Annotated in this window: 15 protein-coding genes; 2 read left to right on the top strand and 13 right to left on the bottom strand. The window is 63.0% G+C overall.

The genetic code is table 11. The features are described from left to right. Positions 1–26: 26 nt before the first annotated feature. From RC54_RS19725 to RC54_RS19675, 11 genes are all read right to left on the bottom strand, one after another. Complete coding sequence (locus tag RC54_RS19725; protein ID WP_058896593.1) at positions 27–473, bottom strand: bacteriohemerythrin; 447 nt, start codon at positions 471–473, stop codon at positions 27–29. 292 nt (positions 474–765) lie between these two features. Beyond that, positions 766–1728: a chemotaxis protein gene (locus RC54_RS19720; RefSeq protein ID WP_058896592.1), complete on the bottom strand. Its 963-nt coding sequence runs from the start codon at positions 1726–1728 to the stop codon at positions 766–768. 15 nt (positions 1729–1743) lie between these two features. After that, positions 1744–3483: a methyl-accepting chemotaxis protein gene (locus RC54_RS19715; protein WP_061788686.1), complete on the bottom strand. Its 1740-nt coding sequence runs from the start codon at positions 3481–3483 to the stop codon at positions 1744–1746. Between the two features lie 134 nt (positions 3484–3617). Further along, positions 3618–5861, bottom strand: coding sequence for a hybrid sensor histidine kinase/response regulator (locus RC54_RS19710; protein ID WP_244216388.1), 2244 nt, complete (start codon positions 5859–5861; stop codon positions 3618–3620). A 40-nt stretch (positions 5862–5901) separates the two neighbouring features. Beyond that, positions 5902–6303 (bottom strand): Hpt domain-containing protein, encoded by a 402-nt coding sequence (locus tag RC54_RS19705; RefSeq protein WP_058896589.1) that lies wholly within the window; start codon positions 6301–6303, stop codon positions 5902–5904. Between the two features lie 37 nt (positions 6304–6340). Beyond that, positions 6341–8008, bottom strand: a complete 1668-nt coding sequence (locus RC54_RS19700; RefSeq protein ID WP_174526049.1) for a cache domain-containing sensor histidine kinase — start codon at positions 8006–8008, stop codon at positions 6341–6343. Positions 8009–8038: 30 nt separating this feature from the next. Further along, on the bottom strand, positions 8039–8674 hold the full coding sequence (locus RC54_RS19695; protein WP_058896587.1) for a response regulator: 636 nt from the start codon (positions 8672–8674) through the stop codon (positions 8039–8041). A gap of 237 nt (positions 8675–8911) precedes the next feature. Further along, a complete protein-coding gene (locus RC54_RS19690) occupies positions 8912–10456 on the bottom strand; it encodes a cryptochrome/photolyase family protein (protein ID WP_061788689.1) in 1545 nt (514 codons plus the stop codon). Positions 10457–10465: 9 nt separating this feature from the next. Beyond that, complete coding sequence (locus RC54_RS19685; protein ID WP_061788690.1) at positions 10466–11710, bottom strand: MFS transporter; 1245 nt, start codon at positions 11708–11710, stop codon at positions 10466–10468. Continuing rightward, positions 11707–12288 (bottom strand): chalcone isomerase family protein, encoded by a 582-nt coding sequence (locus tag RC54_RS19680; protein WP_058896584.1) that lies wholly within the window; start codon positions 12286–12288, stop codon positions 11707–11709. The genes RC54_RS19685 and RC54_RS19680 overlap by 4 nt, the downstream gene beginning before the upstream one ends. 147 nt (positions 12289–12435) lie before the next feature. After that, positions 12436–13353, bottom strand: coding sequence for a LysR family transcriptional regulator (locus RC54_RS19675; protein ID WP_174526052.1), 918 nt, complete (start codon positions 13351–13353; stop codon positions 12436–12438). A 135-nt stretch (positions 13354–13488) separates the two neighbouring features. Between RC54_RS19675 and RC54_RS19670 the strand changes: the two genes are divergently transcribed. Together RC54_RS19670 and RC54_RS19665 are read left to right on the top strand one after the other, a co-directional pair. Continuing rightward, the gene (locus tag RC54_RS19670; protein ID WP_061788691.1) at positions 13489–14355 is read left to right on the top strand and encodes an intradiol ring-cleavage dioxygenase; all 867 of its coding nucleotides are present in this window, start codon (positions 13489–13491) and stop codon (positions 14353–14355) included. 19 nt (positions 14356–14374) lie between these two features. Next, positions 14375–15433 carry a maleylacetate reductase gene (locus tag RC54_RS19665; protein ID WP_061788692.1) on the top strand — a complete coding sequence of 353 codons (1059 nt, stop codon included), beginning with the start codon at positions 14375–14377 and terminating at the stop codon, positions 15431–15433. A 29-nt stretch (positions 15434–15462) separates the two neighbouring features. On the opposite strand, the gene RC54_RS19660 is transcribed toward RC54_RS19665, so the two are convergent. Together RC54_RS19660 and RC54_RS19655 are read right to left on the bottom strand one after the other, a co-directional pair. Continuing rightward, positions 15463–16233 (bottom strand): hypothetical protein, encoded by a 771-nt coding sequence (locus tag RC54_RS19660; protein WP_058896581.1) that lies wholly within the window; start codon positions 16231–16233, stop codon positions 15463–15465. A gap of 78 nt (positions 16234–16311) precedes the next feature. Next, a complete protein-coding gene (locus tag RC54_RS19655) occupies positions 16312–17001 on the bottom strand; it encodes a 4'-phosphopantetheinyl transferase family protein (RefSeq protein WP_058896580.1) in 690 nt (229 codons plus the stop codon). Position 17002 lies beyond the last annotated feature (1 nt).

The raw sequence follows: 17002 nt of genomic DNA, 5'->3' as shown, positions 1-17002 counted from the left end.
TTCTGTGCTTGGCCGAGGGCGCGTGCTCATGCCGTCCCTGGCACTTCCCCTTGCTGGCGCAATGCCAGGGCCAACTCCTGATCCATGCCCGACATGTGACGAATCAGCATGGCCGGGATCATCCCCATGACGATGTCCACCAGCGGTGCATTGCCATCCTCCAGGTACGGCCGCAATCGATGCAGCAGCGCCAGCAGTTCGGCGTGGTCGCGGCGATGGGCGTGCAGGCCGGGGTAGGTGATGTCGTCCATCATCTTTTCTTCTTCCCGGAACCCCTCTTCGATTTGCGCCACCAGCGCGGAATAGCCACTGGCAAAGCGTTCTGGTGGCACCAGGATCAAGGCCGAGATGCTCTCCAGCACCTGGCGATGCTCGGCATCCATCTCGGCCAGCAGGGCCGGGATGCGCTGGTTCAGCAGGGCGGTGTCCACAGACGGGGGCAGCGCAACATCGGGATCGGCAGTATGGGCCATGGCCAGCCTCCTGGGGCAGGGCGCGACCGAACGCTGGTCGAGGCGGAGACATTCATGTCACCGGCCGGGCCGGGTGGCCACCGGAGGAATGCTCACTTTGATTCTAGGAGCTTGGTCTCGAAATATTTTGAGATAGCTCAAGTTGGTCAGGATTGGTCGGGCCGTCCTGGCAAGTGCTCAAGCACAAAGCACCACGCCACCGGCGAGGGTGGCGTAGTGCGGGTTGCCGGCCACCGTGGGGCGGCCGTGCGCTTGTAAAAAGCGCCGTTCCTGGCTCTGCAAGTAGGTGCCGTCAGGGGGGCAGCACCTTGCGCAGCATTGCTGCCAGTTCAGGCGGTGAAAACTTTGCGACATAACCATTGGCGCCCACCGAACGCACATGGTCTTCGTTGGCCGAGCCGGTGAGCGAAGAGTGGATCACCACCGGCAATTGCTTGTATTGGTCCGAGGCCTTGATCTTGCGGGTCAGGGTGAAGCCATCCATCTCCGGCATCTCCAGATCGGTCAGCACCATGGCGACCTTGTCGGTGAGCGGCTTGCCTTCCTGCTCGGCCTGGCGCGCCAGTTCCTGCAGCTTTTTCCAGGCTTGCAGGCCATCGGTGGTCATCATGTAGGGCAGGTTGAGGTCTTTGAGGCATTGCTCGATCAGGGCACGTGCCATGCGCGAGTCGTCTGCAGCCAGCACCACCGAGCCAGGCTTGAGCTTGAGTTCGGTGCTGCCCGGCGGCGGGCTTTGCAATTGTTCCTTGACCGGCGAGACCATGTTGAGGATCTGCTCCACGTCCAGCACCTGCACCAGGCGGCCGCCATCCTGGGCCGAGTCGAGCCGGGCGATGCTGGTGACCACGCTGCCGGAGGCGTTGGAGTCGGCCGGCAAGACCTGACTCCAGTCCAGGCGCACGATCTCTTCCACCGACTCCACCGCGAAGGCCTGGGTATGACGGGCAAACTCGGTGATGAGCAGGATGTTCATGCCATTGCCTGGCTTGCAGCCAGCCACCGCCGGCAGGTCCACCACCGACATCACCTGGCCGCGAATGTTGACCATGCCCAGCATCGGCGAGCGCATCCCGGCAGCGGCCGTGATGTCCATCATCGGGACGATCTCACGGATCTTGAAGACATTGATGCCGTACAGTTCGCCGGGTTTGTCGGTACTGCCATCGGGTGTGCCGAGGCGAAACAGCAGCAGCTCGAACTTGTTGCTGGAAGTCAGGTTGGTGCGTTCGTCGATCTCTTTTTGAAAGGCATCCATAGCATCCTCAAAGGGTCAGAATTGTTCCCAGTCGCCGTGGTCGGCGCTGTCGTGTTGGCGCTTGCTCGGGGCGGCCTGGGCCGGTCGGGCAATGATCTTGGTGCGGGTTGCTGCTACGGCCGGGTGGCGCGGGAGGACATTGCGTGCTGCCTTGTTGTGCGCCGCCGCTGTATTGGCGGTGTTGGAAACCAGCGGTGCCTGGCTGGCATCCAGGTGGAATACGCTCACCGTCTGGCTCAGGCGTGCCGCCTGTTCCTGCAAGGCTTTGGCAGCGGCGGCGGCCTGTTCCACCAGAGCAGCATTTTGCTGCGTATTTTCATCCATCTGGGCCACGGCATTATTGATCTGTTCGATGCCTTGGGTCTGCTCGGCGCTGGCCGCCGTAATCTCGGCCACGATGTCGGAGACCCGCTTGACGCTGGCCACCACCTCGTTCATGGTCTGGCCGGCTTCATCGACCAGCTTGCTGCCGGCCTCGACCTTGGTCACGGAATCGTCGATCAAGGTCTTGATTTCTCGGGCGGCGGAGGCGCTGCGCTGGGCCAGCGAGCGCACTTCCGAAGCCACCACCGCAAAGCCGCGCCCTTGTTCCCCGGCGCGAGCCGCTTCCACGGCGGCATTCAGGGCCAGGATGTTGGTCTGGAAGGCAATGCCGTCGATGACCGCGATGATGTCCACGATGCGGCGTGAAGAGTCATTGATGGCTCCCATGGTATGAACAACCTTGCCTACTACCTGGCCTCCAGCCTGGGCCACCTCCGACGCAGATACCGCCAACTGGTTGGCTTGGCGTGCATTGTCAGAGTTCTGACGCACGGTGGAGGTCAACTCTTCCATGGCCGAGGCGGTTTCTTCCAGGGCGCCGGCTTGTTGTTCGGTGCGCGAGGACAGGTTCATGTTGCCGGTGGCGATTTCGGTCGAGGCGGTAGAGATGGTGTCGGTGCCGATGCGCACTTCTTGCACGATATCGCGCAGGTTGTCGTTCATCTGTCTGAGTGCATCGAGCAACTGGCCGGTTTCATCCTTGCTGGTGTTGGCCGCAATGTGGGCGCGCAGGTCGCCGGCAGCCACCTGGCGGGCGATGTCCACGGCGTGGGTCAACGGGCGAGCCACCAGGCGGGCGATCCACCAGGACATTAACAGGGCCAGTGCCATGCAGGAAGCGATCAGTCCGACGATGGCCAGGCGGGCCTGCTGGTAGACCTGGTTGGCCTGGTCGTCGGAGTCCATGGCGCCTTTCCGGTTGATCTCCGTGGCTTCATTGATCTGGTCTTGCAGCTTGCGATAGACCACCGTCGAGCTGGTACTGAGCACGGCATGGGCCTCTTGCTTCTTGCCTTGCGCGAACAATTGTTCCATGCGTTCGTGAGCGCTCTTGTAGTCGGCGACGTTGTGCTGGATTTCAAGGAACAGCTCTTTCTCGCGCGGTTCTGATACCAAGCTGCCGTAGATGCTCATTTCCTTGAGCAGGATCTCCATCTGCTTGCTGGCACGTTCGCGTGAGGCTTGCTCTTCCTTCTTGTCGTCGGTGAGCAGTTGCTGCATGTCGAAGCTGCGCGAGCGGGCCAGTGCCAGGCTGATCTTGGACAGGCTATTGATGCTGGGCAGCCAGTTGCGGGCGATATCGGTGGCGCTCTGGTTGACCTGGGCCAGTTGCAGGATGGACATGCCACCCAGCCCGACCAGGAACAGCAGCACCACCAGGAAGGCGGCATTGAGCTTGTGGGCGATCTTCAGATCGTAGAACCATTTCATGATGACGACTCCCCCGATAGTGGTGCGCAATTCGGTGATGTGATGCGCTTAGGAGTCATCATAGGCATACTCAGCAAATAAATCAAATAAAACAATTTAAGCAGTTGTTTTATTTCCCTAGGGATTTTCCTGAATCAGGTTTTTTGTAGCCACTTTTCCACCGTATTCATCAAGCCGACCTGGGTGAAGGGTTTGCTGAGGTAGTCGTCCATGCCGGCATCCAGGCAGCGCTGCCGATCACCTTCGATGGCGCTGGCGGTCAAGGCGACGATGGGCGTGCGGGGGCGGCCCTGCTCACGCTCCAGGGCACGGATGGCGGTCGTGGCCTGGTAGCCGTCCATGATGGGCATCATGCAATCCATCAGTATCAGATCGTAGTTCCCGTTGCGAACCGCTTCCAGCGCCAGTTGGCCGTTTTCCACTTCTTGCAGGATGCAGCCACGGCGCGCCAGCAGGATGCGCAACAGTTGTCGGTTGATCTCGGTATCCTCGGCCACCAGAATGCGTGCGCCGCTCAGCGAGGAGGCGGCGCCGACGACCGGAGTCGGTGCCGGCGTAGGAGGGGGCGTGCTGAGCTTGTCCAGGGTGACCGCAGGGGGCGGTACCGAGTGGGTGGCAGGGGCAGTGACCGGCTCTACCCCTTCCGGGCAGACGATATCGAAGCTGAACTTGGTCGATTCTCCCGGTATGCTCTGGCAACTGATGCTGCCCCCCATCAATTCCACCAAGTTCTTGCTGATCGCCAAGCCCAGCCCGGTGCCGCCGAAACGGCGTGAAATCGAACTGTCGGCCTGGGTGAAAGGCTGGAACAACTGGGTCAGTGCTTCGGGGGTGATGCCGATACCGCTGTCGGAAATGGCAAAGAAGAGGCGCCAGCGTGCCGGCGTCACCTGCTCTTGTTGCGCCGACATGCTCAGTCGCACATAGCCAGCCTGAGTGAACTTGATGGCATTGCTCAGCAGATTGCCCAGCACCTGTTTCAGGCGCGAGGGGTCGCCCACCACGCACAGCGCCTCCTCGCAATCGATGCGCACGTCCAGTTGCACGTCCTTGTTGTGCATCGAGGGCCGGTAGAGCTCGACCAGTTCGCGCACCAGCCGGACCGGGTGAAAGGCTACGCCTTCCAGGTCCAGCTTGCCGGATTCGATCTTGGAAAAATCCAGGATGTCATTGATGATGCGCACCAGCCCGCCGCTGGCATTATGGATGCTATCGGCATAGTGGCGCTGCTTGATAGTCAGGTCCGACTCCATCAGCAGTTCGGACAGCCCCAGGATGCCATTCATGGGCGTGCGGATCTCGTGGCTGACCATGGCCAAAAAGCGCGACTTGGCCTGGTTGGCCTTGACTGCCTCTTCCTTGAGCTCGACCGCCAGGATCGCATCCTGCTCGCGCCGCCGCATCTGGCGCAAGGCCATGACAAAGCCACCGATCAGCCCCACCAGGCTGATGGCCGCCACCATCATGAGCGGGTACATCGATTCCAGCCATTCACCGAAGTAGACCCGGTCGGTCACACCGATCTCCAGGAACATCTGGGTATTGCGCACCGGTCGGTGAATGCCCAGCCAGTGTTGCTGCATGAAGAAGTACGGGGTGCGGCCATCGTTGTCGGCGGGACGCTGGGGATGCAGTTCTGCCAGTGGGGTGATGTCGCGCTGGGCCGATATATCGTGCACCAGAGAGGTACTGATCAAGACCTTTTCATCCTTGCGCGAGAGCAGGATGGAAAAGGGCTTTTCCCGGGTGATGGCCTTGAAGAATTCTTCGAAGAACGAGCAGGGCAGGCCCACCACGATGATGGCCAGCATCCGACCCTGGCGGTCGTTGACACGCCGGCTCAGGTAGAAGGTCGGCACGCCGCCGGCACGGGAATTGACGGTTTCGCCCAGGAAGTCGGCGGTGGAGATCGACTGGTTATGGTGCTGGTAGTAGTCGCGGTCTGTCAGGTCCAGGGGCGGTGCCGGATGGCTGCGCGACAGTGCCAGAATCCGGCCTTCGGCATTGCTCACCCCGACGCCCGAGATGAAGGGCAGGCCGCGGATCTTTTCGCGCATGGTCTGGGAAAATTCGGCGCTGCCCACGTGCTGGCGCAACTGCTGTTCATCATTGATGTTGGCCATCTCGATGTCGGACTGGATGCTGTCGATCACCAGGCGGGCCGAGGACATGGTCTGGGCCGTGCTTTCGGCCAGGACGGTGGAGAGGGTGGAGAGATCATTGCGCCAGTCGTTGAGGCTGGCGCGGTAGAGCAGGGTACCGGAAACGATGACGGTGACGGCCAGCAAGCCTAACAGCAGCGCACCGATGGTGACGGCTGATTTACGGATGCGCGGCTGCATGGGCTGCGTACCGTTGGTGGGCGTGGGAGTCGTCATGGTCTGGACAGGCAGGACGGCGAGCACCGCCCTGGCAGGGTCAGGATTGCGGCGCCGAGCGCGCATAGCGCTCGATTTCTTCCTGCACCAGAGCAAAGCTGGTTTGCAATTGCTGCAATTGCTCCGGCTCAGGCGTGCAACCATCGCGGCCGGCCTGTTCGGTCTGGTGCAGCAGCTCGGTCAGTGCCTTGGCCTGGAACAGCGCGCACATGCCCTTGAGGGTATGGCTCTCATGCCGGCTGGCAGCGGCATTGCCGGCCAGGATCGCCTGTTCCAGCCGCAGGAAGATGGCCGGCGCGCCGGCCAGGAAGGTGCGTGCCAGCGAGGCGACGGTATTCACATCCCCGCCCACGGCATCAAGCAGGTGGCTGGGATCGATATGGTGATAGTCGCCGGTATTGCTGGTGTCGTTGGCAGCAGGTGTTGACTGGCCCAGATGCACGGTTTTTCCCCCTCTGTTCTCATGTCCTTGCGACCGATTACTTCGGTTCTTGCAGCGGCAATGTGAAGCTGAATGTTGAACCTTGGTGTTGCTTGGACTGTAACATGAGTTTGCCTCCCATGAGCGTCACCAGGCGTTGCGCGATGGTAAGACCCAGGCCTGCGCCATCCCTGGCACGCCGTTCGCTGTCGTCGGCCTGAGTGAATTTCTCGAAGATGGTATCGAGTTGTCCGGCGGGAATACCGATGCCGGTATCCTTGATGCGCACGGACAACTGGCTGCCGCTGCGCTCGACCTCGACCAGGATGCGACCGCTGTCGGTGTAGCGCACCGCATTGCCCAGCAGGTTCTCCAGCACCCGCAGCACCTTGCGCTGGTCGCATACTACCACCTGAGGTACCTCATCGCCGATGCGGCATTCCAACGACAGGCCCTTGGCCTGGGCGTCCGGGTAGTGACGGGCCACGGCCTGGCTGATCAGCTCGCGGATGTTTTCCGGCTCGGCCTGGATGGCCACGCGCTGGTCTTCCAGTTCGGTCACCTCCAGGATGGCATTGACCAGGTCCAGCAGGCGGTTGCCACTGTCGTGGATGGCCGTGGCATATTGCGCCAGGGGCGACTCGCCCAGTTCTTCGCGCAGCGCGTCGGAGTAACCCAGCACGCCATTGAGCGGGGTACGGAATTCATGCGACATGTTGGACAGGAAGCGCGACTTGGCATGACTGGCCTGCATCGCATCCTGGCGGCTCTTGACCAGCGAGCCGGCCAGCCAGATCAGCAGGGCATTGAACAGCAGCACGGCCAGCGTGATCAGCGTAGCCAGCAACAAGGTGCGGTTGCGTTCGCGATAGTAGGGTGCCAGGCGTTCTTCGATATCGATGCCCACCGAGGCATAGAGCGGATAGTCGCGCAGCTTGTGGAAGGCGTAGATGCGCTCGCGGCCATCGATCCGGCTGACCGCCTCGACCACACCGTCGCCTTGGGCCAGCATGGCTGCATACACCTTGCCGCCGCTGACCTGTTCGCCCATGGCATCCATCTCGCCGGTACGACGCACGCGTACCACGCCATCGGCACCCAGCAGCGTGATTACGCCGTGATGACCGACGTCGATCTGGTGATAAAGACTGGTGAAGTATTGCGGATCCATCGAGACCACGACCACACCGCCGAAGCTGCCATCGGGATGGTTGATGCGCCGCGTGAGCTGCAACGACCACTTGTTGGAGACCCGGCCCAGCACCGGCTTGCTGATAAAGAGCTTGTCCGGTCCGCCGTGCATGTGCACCTGTATGTGTTCGCGGTCGCTCAGGTTGATCGGCGTGAAGGGCTTGCTGGAGAGGGCGATATCGCCCTTGCTGTCGACGATGGTGAAGAGGTTGTAGACGTTGCGTGCCACCAGGCCATTGGCGATTTCGGTCGCCAGATCCAGGTTCTGGCCGCGTTCGCCGTAGCGGTAGCGCAGGTAGACCGCCGCCTGGTCGGCGGCCTCGATGGTGCGGTAGGCGTGTTCCAGGAATAGTCGGGAGAGTGACTGGGCGTCGCGGCGGGCGTCTTCAAGATTGTTCTGGCGGCTGGTCGCCAGCTCCTTGAGTGCGCCCAGCCATAGTCCGCAGATCAGCAACAGCGAAAACAGACCCAGGGCCAGGCGCAAGTCGATGCGCGCAAACCGGAGGGGGAGAGGAGAGTTTTTCCGGTCATTCATGGCTCTGCGGGCCTTTCCCTGATTGGTCTTTTATCGGCTTTCGCGCTCCCTGCGGGCACAACAGGCCCGCATGTAGCCGCGTAATTCATCAAAATTGACCGGTTTGGGGAAGAACACCACCCCGGCCGGAATACCCCCCCGCTGCGCCATGTCGTCCTGTCCCAGGCTGCTGACGATGGCGATGCTCACATCCCGCAACTGCGGATCGTGGAGGATGGTCTTGACCACTTCGTAGCCATCCATGCCTTCCATGACGATATCGGCCAGCACCACGTCGGGCTTGCTGCGCGCGATTTCCAGCAGCGCCTTGTAACCGTTGTCGCAATACACCAGGTCCAGCGGCAAGCCCCACGAAGCCATGGCACCGGCATACAGTTCGCGCTGCAGGTGGTTGTCCTCGATCACCAGCACTGCCGTGCGGCCATTGCCGGGCCGCGCCGTGGGGCTACGGCCATGCTCACCGGCCTCTGCCGAGGAAGAGCCTGGCGTGGCCTTGTAGGCGTGGACGGCCGCCAACGGGATGCGCCGATGCCCGCCCTTGGTCTTCCAGGCTTCGATGATGCCGGCCTCAACCAGTTGCTGCACGGAGGACACCGAGATGCCCAGAATGTGGGCCGCTTCCTGGGTTGTGCATACCTCGGAGCTGCTTGTCTTTGCGGTTTTCATAAATCTATTATCGGTATTTTACACAAATAAATCAAATTCATTAGATGTAATTTGAAATCGATATAATCGGTTTTCAACGAAAAGCAACAGTCATGCCGATGGGCAAGTTCTGGAGAGGCATTATGCAGAGAATTTCGTGACTTCGTCAGATTTTGTGTATTTTGCCTGTTTTTGCGGCGAGTGGCACAGATTATCGTGAAATGGGATTTTGCACCGGGCGCCTCAGCCTGGAGGGGGCTAGAGGGTATCCAGCCGGCTGCGCAGAGCCTGGGCGCGCGCTTGTAGCGCCTCGAGATCGGCTGGCGCCATCTTCCTGATTTGTTGGTAGACCATGCCCAGGCGTGGGTTGTGGCCGAAGCGGGCCTGGTGGCGCAGGAAGAAATCCCAGTACAAGGCATTGAAGGGGCAGGCTTGCGCACTGGTCTTTTGCTTGGGATCATAGGCGCAGCCGCGGCAATAGTCGCTCATGCGGCCGATATAGGCGGCGCTGCTGACATAGGGTTTGGTGGCGATGAGGCCGCCATCAGCCCATTGGCTCATGCCCAGGGTATTGGGCAACTCCACCCATTCGAAGGCATCGATGTATATGCCCAGGTACCACTGGTGCAGGGCCTTGGGGTCCAGCCCGGCCAGTAGCGCAAAGTTGCCGATCACCATCAGGCGCTGGATGTGGTGCGCGTGGGCGCTCTGCAGCGACTGGCCGATGGCGTGGCGCAGGCAGTTCATGCCGGTCTGGCCGGTCCAGAACCAGGCCGGCAGCGGCAGCCGGTGGTCAAGCGCATTGCGCTGTTCGTAGCCCGGCATCTGCGACCAGTAGATACCGCGCACGTATTCACGCCAGCCGATGATCTGGCGGATGAAACCTTCCACGGCCGCCAGCGGTGCATGGCCGGCCCGATAGGCCGCTTCGGCGCGGCGCACCACTTCCAGCGGATGCAGCATCTTGACGTTGAGCGCAAAGGACAGCAGCGAATGGAACAGGCGCTGGGCCTGGCTGCTCATGGCGTCTTCATAGTCGCCGAAATACGGCAGCACGGCCTGGATGAAATGCTCCAGGTGGTGCAGGGCTTCGGCGCGCGTGAGCGGCCAGCGCAATTGCGTGGCTTGGGGATCGCCGAAGCTGGCCACACCCTGGGTTTGCAGCATGGCCCATAGCGCCCCGTGGTCATGTGGCGTGCGCCAGTCTTGCGGCTGCGGTGGCGTGCCGGGCCAGCGCTTGCGGTTGTCGTGGTCGAAATTCCATTGACCGCCTTCGGGTTGACCCTGGGCATCGAGCAGCAATGCGAAGCGGCGCCGCATCTGGCGGTAGAACTGCTCCATCAGCCATTGCTTGCGGCCCTCGAAGAGACGCGGCAATTCATCTCGGGCAGTCAGGAAGTGTTCACTATCGACTACTACCGTCTGCAAGTCCTGCTGATCGCCCCATTGCTGCAAGGCCTGGTCGAGCCGCCATTCATCCGGCGCCTGCCATTGCACGCAGCGCGCCTGGTAATGGCTTGCCAGCGCCGCCAGGTTGTCTTCCAGCCGCTGGCGGTTGCTGGGATCATCCAGCCGGATATAGCGCACCCGGTGACCGGCTGCGCGCAGGTGTTCGCCGAAGGCGCGCATGGCGGCAAAAATGGCCAGGATCTTTTGCGCATGATGCAGCACGTAATCGGTTTCGCAGCGCACTTCCATGAGCACGTAGACCACATCGGTATCGACGCGCTCGAACCAGGAATGCTGTGGATTCAACTGGTCGCCCAGGATCAGGCGCAGCGTGGTGGCGGGAATGGGGTTCATCGTGCAATCTCAATGCCCATGCTGGCGACCATAGCGCCCCAGCGCCAGCAAGGCCGCCAGTTTCAGCACGCAGGGCAGGGCCGCGTACACCAGCGGCAGACTGCTGCTGGGCCCCTGGCCGGGGTGGTAGTCCAGGGCCGCCAGCAGGGGCAGGGCGACGCCGGCCAAGGCCAGTGCCAGCTTGCCCAGCATGGTGAGGATGCCAAACGCCGCCCCGACCGAGGCGGCTTGCGTCACCACCCGCGCCAGCAGCACCGGTGGCAGTAGCAGGTCGGCACCCAGCGCGGCTCCGGTGGCCAGGCAGACCAGCAGGAACGCCAGCTTGTCACCCGGCCCCAGCCAGACCGCGCCGACGAAGCCGGCCATGGACAGCAGCATGGCCAGGCGCCAGCAGGCTACCGGGCCGACGCGGTGCGCCAGCCGGCTCCACAGCGGCAGGCCGAGGGCCGCCGCACCGAAGTAGGCGGCCAGAAACAGGCTGGCCAGGGCGCGCTGCTGCAATTGGTCTTCGATGAAAAACAGCGCCAGCGTGGCTGGAATGGCCGCCGACAAGGCGTTGAGCAGATAGGGCGGTAGCAGCGCCCGGAAGGCGCGATTGCGCCACAGCCCCTGTAGTGCTTCGCGCCAGGGCTGCTGCTGCGCCACCATGACGGGCGCGGGTTGGTGCAGCAGCAAGAGCAGCGCCAGACCCAGCATGGCGGCAAAGAACAGGCAATACAGCGTGATACGCTCATCCACCCGTGCCGGGTCAGCGGCCAGGATGCCCACCGGCACCACGCTGGCCACGATCACCCCGGCCAAGCCTGCCCCCTCGCGCCAGGGTACGGCGTGCATTCCCTGCTCGGGCAGGCGCGACCCCCAGGAGAGATAGGCGATGCTGAGCATACTGTGCGCGCCATAGGCCAGCACCAGCATGGCTACCAGCCAGGGCATGGCCATTTCCGGTGGGTCAGGCGGTTTCCACAGACATATGAAGGCTAGCGCCAGCACCACGCCGGCCATGCCCATCCAGCGCTTCTGACGCTGGGCCGATCGATCCAGCATATGACCGAAAAGGGGATCTTGCAGCATGTCCAGCAGGCGCGCTGCAAACAGCACCCAGCCCAGCGGCGCCAGCGCTACCCCGACATGGCTGGCGTAATAGGCGGGAATCTGCACGAACAGCGGTAGCGCTGCCATGGCCAGTGGTGCTCCCAGCAGGCCGTAGGCGGCATTGCTCCAGCGCGTGGCGATGGGCTGCGGCAGTGCGCTCAAGGCGTCTCCCCGAGCAGGCGGCGGCGCAGGTTTTCGTCGCGGCTGGGCTGGCCCAGCCAGATGTTGAAGAAGGCGCGCGCCAGTTCCGGGTCGGCGATCTCGGCCAGCAGCTTGTCGCGGTCGTACAGACGCATTCCGCGCTGGGGCAGGTAGACCCCGACCAGTTCATCGCCATCGGCCACGTCGATGAAGGCACGGCCCAGTTCATTCTTCCAGCGCGCCAGCGTAGGGCCGGCAATCGGGGCGGCGCTCATGCGCTGGATTTCTTCGATGGAGGTGCTGGCCAGCTTGTCGCGACTGATCCTGACCTTATAGTCCAGTTGCAGGGCAAAGGGCTGGTTCTCCTCCAGCGGCCGCTGCGGCGCCCAGAGGGTGGCGTGGTAGATGCGAAAGCCCAGCCAGGTCATGCTGCCGCTGCCGATGCTCTGCACCGGGGGCAGCGCTTCGCGCCAGGGCTGGGTAGCGTGCGCGGCGCGACCGGGCAACACGGCAAGCAGTGCCAGCAGGATGGCGCAACAGGCCAGGCGCGGGTGCAGATAGTGCCAAGGGGCAGGCAAGCGGATGGCAGCGATGGACATCGGAAGACTCCTGGTGGGGACGTGCGCTCGACAAAAAGCGAAGGCGCAAGACTTCACATCGGCGACTAGCTTACTACCGCAGAAAGATAAAATCTACTGATTGGTATTTATTATTTACCAATCGGTATTGATGGCTGCGCAGCCAGGTCAGCGCGTCCACTTGCGCTCATAGTCCATTTCCGCGAAATGCTGCACCAGGAAGTCGATGAACACCCGTACCTTGGCCGGCAGGTGCTTGCGGCCCTGGTAGGCGATGTTGATGACCAGACGCGGCAAGTCCCATTCATCCAGCACCGGTACCAGGCGTCCGGCCACCACGTCGTCATAGATGATGTAGTTGGGCTGGATCAGGATGCCCAGCCCCTCCAGCGCCGCGGCGCGGATGATCTGGCCATCGTTGGATTGCATCAGGGCATGGATGTCCAGGCTGCACTGACTGCCATCGCGATGGGTGAAGCGCAGGCTGTTGGGGGTATTGGAATGGCTGTAGACCAGCAGGTCATGCCCGCTCAGTTGCTCCAGGGTGCGCGGCACGCCGCGTGCGGCCAGGTAGCCGGGGGCCGCGGCCAGGATGCGCCGGGTGCTGGCCAGACGGCGCACGGCGATGTTGGAATCAGGCTCGAACTCGCGGGTGCGGATGGCCACGTCGATGCCGCTGTCGAGCAGATCGACGTAGCGGTTGGCCGCCACCACGTCGAGCGTGATGTCGGGGTAAAGACGATGGAAACGCGGCAGCAAGGGACTGATGTGCTTCATGCAGAAAGACAGCGAGGAGGCGACCCGCAACAGGCCGCTGGGCGCCACGCTGTTGGCGTTGACCAGTTCCTCGGCTTCCTTCATCTGCGTCAGCGCCGCCTTGCACTGGCGATAGAAGGCTTCGCCGCTCTGGCTCAAGCCCAGGCGGCGCGTGCTGCGCTCCACCAGCCGCGCACCCAGGCGTTCTTCCAGCGCCGCCAGGCTGCGGCTGGCCGCAGCGTTGGACATGCCCAGCGCCTCGGCTGCGCGCGACAGGCTGCCCAGCTCGGCTACCTGCACGAAAAGTTCGAATTGCATCCAGCGGTCCACCAGCGCCTCCCAGGGCGCTGCAAGTGGAAAACAGTTTTCCACTTGCAGCATATATCCGTCCAAAAATAGGAACTATATTACCGTTGGCCGGAAAAATAAGAATCGCCCATTCCGTCATCCCATCGCGAGGAGACCATGCTCAACCTGAACGAAGACACCATTACCCAGGCCGTCCTGGCGCGCCACGCCGGCATGTCGGACGAACGCCTGCGGCAGATCATCACCAGCCTGGTGCAGCACCTGCACGCCTTCGCACGCGAGGTCAAGCTGACCGAGGCGGAATGGTTCGAGGGCATCCGCTTTCTCACCGAGACCGGCCAGCTCTGTTCGGACAAGCGCCAGGAATTCATCCTGCTCTCCGACACCCTGGGCTTGTCCACCCTGGTGATGGCCCAGCAGAACCACAAGCCGGCCGGCTGTACCGAAGCCACCGTCTTCGGCCCCTTCCACGTGGACAATTCGCCGCAGTATCCGCTGGGCGCAGACATCGCCAACGGCGCCAAGGGCCAGCCTTGCTTCGTCAGCGGCAGCGTGCGCGGCCTGGATGGCAAGCCGATCCCCCATGCCCAGATGGAAGTCTGGCAAGCCGACGAAGACGGCTTCTATGACGTGCAATATCCCGACCTCGACCAGTTGCAGGCTCGCGGCACGCTGCATACCGATGAGCAGGGCCGTTACCACTTCCGCAGCATCCTGGCCAACTCCTACCCGATTCCGCATGACGGCCCGGTGGGCAAGATGCTGAAAACCCTGGGCCGCCATCCCTGGCGTCCGGCGCACCTGCATTTCCGTATCCAGGCCGAGGGTTACGAGACGCTGATCACCCACGTCTTCCGGCGTGGCGATCCTTACCTGGAGTCTGACGCCGTCTTCGGCGTGCGTTCCACCCTGATTGCCGACTGGCCGCGCCAAGCAGCCGGGACCGCCCCGGATGGCACGCAGTGTGAGCAGCCTTTCTACACGCTGGACTATGATTTCATCCTCAACCCCCAGCGCAACTGACCCGGTCCCTGCCATTGCCATGCAAGCCTTCACCTATACCAGCGCCGCCGCCCGCGTCATCTTCGGCGCCGGCAGCCTGCAGCACCTGGTGCGCGAAACCGAACTGCTGGGCGCGCAGCGCGCCCTGGTGCTGTGTACCCCCGGCCAGCGTGCCGAGGCCGAACGTGTGGCCGCCCTGATCGGCCCGCGCTGCGCCGGCATCTACGACCAGGCCGTCATGCACGTGCCCATCGAGACGGCACGTCATGCACGCCAGGTGGCGCGCGAACTGAGCGCGGACTGCGCGATTGCCATCGGTGGTGGTTCCACGCTGGGCCTGGGCAAGGCCATCGCGCTGGAGTCCGACCTGCCGATCCTGGCCATCCCCACGACCTACGCCGGCAGCGAGATGACGCCTATCTATGGCATCACCGAAGGTGGTCTCAAGAAGACCGGCCGCGATGCCCGTGTCCTGCCGCGCACCGTGATCTACGACCCGCAATTGAGCAGCGGCCTGCCGCTGGCGCTATCGGTGACCAGCGGCATCAATGCCCTGGCGCACGCCGCCGAAGGCCTGTATGCAGCCGACGCCAATCCCATCATGTCGCTGCTGGCCGAGGAAGGCATCCGCGCCCTGGCCGCGGGCTTGCCGCAACTGACGCTGCGCAGCGATGACCAGGAGGCCCGCAGCCGCTGCCTGTATGGCGCCTGGCTGTGTGGTACGGTGCTGGGCAATGTGGGCATGTCGCTGCATCACAAGCTGTGTCACACACTGGGAGGCAGCTACAACTTGCCGCACGCCGAAACCCACACCGTGATCCTGCCGCACGCCCTGGCCTACAACGCCCCGGCCGCGCCGCACGCCATGCAGCGCATCGCCCGCGCGCTGGGTGCACAGGAGGCCGCCATGGGAGTCCATGCGCTGGCACGGTCGCTGCAGGCGCCGCTGTCCTTGCGAGAGCTCGGGATGCCATATGAGGGGCTGGAGCGCTGCACCGATATCGCACTGCAGAACGCCTATGCCAACCCGCGCCCATTGGAGCGCGCGGCGTTGCGGGCATTGTTGGAGAATGCCTGGCATGGTCATGCGCCAGTTTGATCGATGACCCGGGGCTTGTACCGCCAGGTTCAATCCAGTTCCGGTCGCAATTCGTCCTGGAACTGCGCCACCTGCGAGCCGCGCACCGAGCACCCGATGCGGCTGCCCGGGAAAGCCGGGTCGCGCGAGGGTTCGATGACCAGGCTGCGTTCACCCAACACGTTGGGCTGGCCGCGATAGTAGTCGAAGCGGGTGGTGCGATGCCAGCCACCGCGCTCGAAGATTTCCATGCGGGTGTATTTGCCGTCGAGTTCGCGGCTGGTGCGCTTGAAGTTAGGAATGGCCGCGCCCAGTGCCGTGGCCAGTTGTTCGGGCGTGGCCGGGCTATAGAAGCCCCAACTCATCTTCTGCAATTGGCCATTGATGACCACGCTCTCATCGTAGTAACCGCTCAGGGTCTGGCCATAGGCCTGCGCGCTGGCGGCAGCCGCGATGCGGTCGCGGCCAGGGGTGTGGCGATCCGGGACGTCGATGCCGGCCACGGGCCCCTTGAGCGTGACCACGAAGGCCGGCTGCACGGCACCGGAGAACTGGCGTAGCGTGGCTGCCAGGCTGGCGTCGCAACTGGCCAAGGCCTTGACGACATTCTCGAATGGGCCGCGCTGGTCAGTCACCGGGGTGACTTGGGTCTTGCCGCGCTGTTCGTTGCGCGTATCGGTGCGTTGGGCGAGCTGCTGCGCCTTCAATTCCATGCGTTGCTGCTTCAGTTGCAGCTTGGCCATGCGCTCTTCCGGTGTGGAGCAGGCGGTGGTCAACAAAAGAGTGCCGGCTGCGAGCAGCCAGGTGCGTGATGTGGTCATGTTTTTCCCCTTGAAATGTGACGCTGTTATGTGTTCTTGATGATGTTGCTCTTGCTGATGCTCTACTTGCCTGCCGATCTAGCTGCAAGTCAGTTCCAGCAAGCTTTCCAGCCCCACCCTGGCACTCTGATGTCGCTCGGGTCGGGTCGGACTGCACAGGCAGAGATGGTAGTGCGGGTCGTGCTCATGATGCAGGTAGGGCGTGGCCTGCGCTGCCACCGGGGTGCGCGTCAGGCTGGCATTGTGGCGGTACTTGTAGTCGGCTTCGTTGGCACACCAGAGCCGGTAGAAGGCGGCTTGTTGCTGCTCGGGTGACTGTTGCGTCAGCCAGGCCAACTCCTCTGATGTGAAGGCGAGGTCGGCCAGGGATTGCAGGTCGCGCTCCTGGGCCGGGACTTCGATATCCACCCCCACCTGTACCACCACGCCCAGCGCACAGGCAATCCAGCCGCGGCTGTGCGAGAGACTGGCAGCCGGATGGTCGATGCCATCGGCCAGTTGTCCGGCCACCATCACCAGCGGTGCGGCACCGCGTCGCTCCTTGACCTCGATATCGTCCAGCGTGCAACCGCAGACGGCCATCAGGGCATGACGCAGCAGCAGACGTCCGAGCAGGAATTCACAGGCGCGCTGCGGCCGCAGGAAGGCTTGCAGGCGTGCCCGCTCATCGGCTGACAGGATGCGCGCCAAGCTGCCCAGGGCGGCCGATGAGGTGGTCTCGGCCACGAAGGGGCCACCATCCACGATCCAGGCGAAGGTGGATGGCATG

The organism is Herbaspirillum rubrisubalbicans (assembly GCF_003719195.1).
In the GTDB taxonomy this organism is placed as follows: Bacteria; Pseudomonadota; Gammaproteobacteria; order Burkholderiales; family Burkholderiaceae_D; genus Herbaspirillum; species Herbaspirillum rubrisubalbicans.
This window is presented reverse-complemented; position numbering and strand designations above follow the sequence as displayed.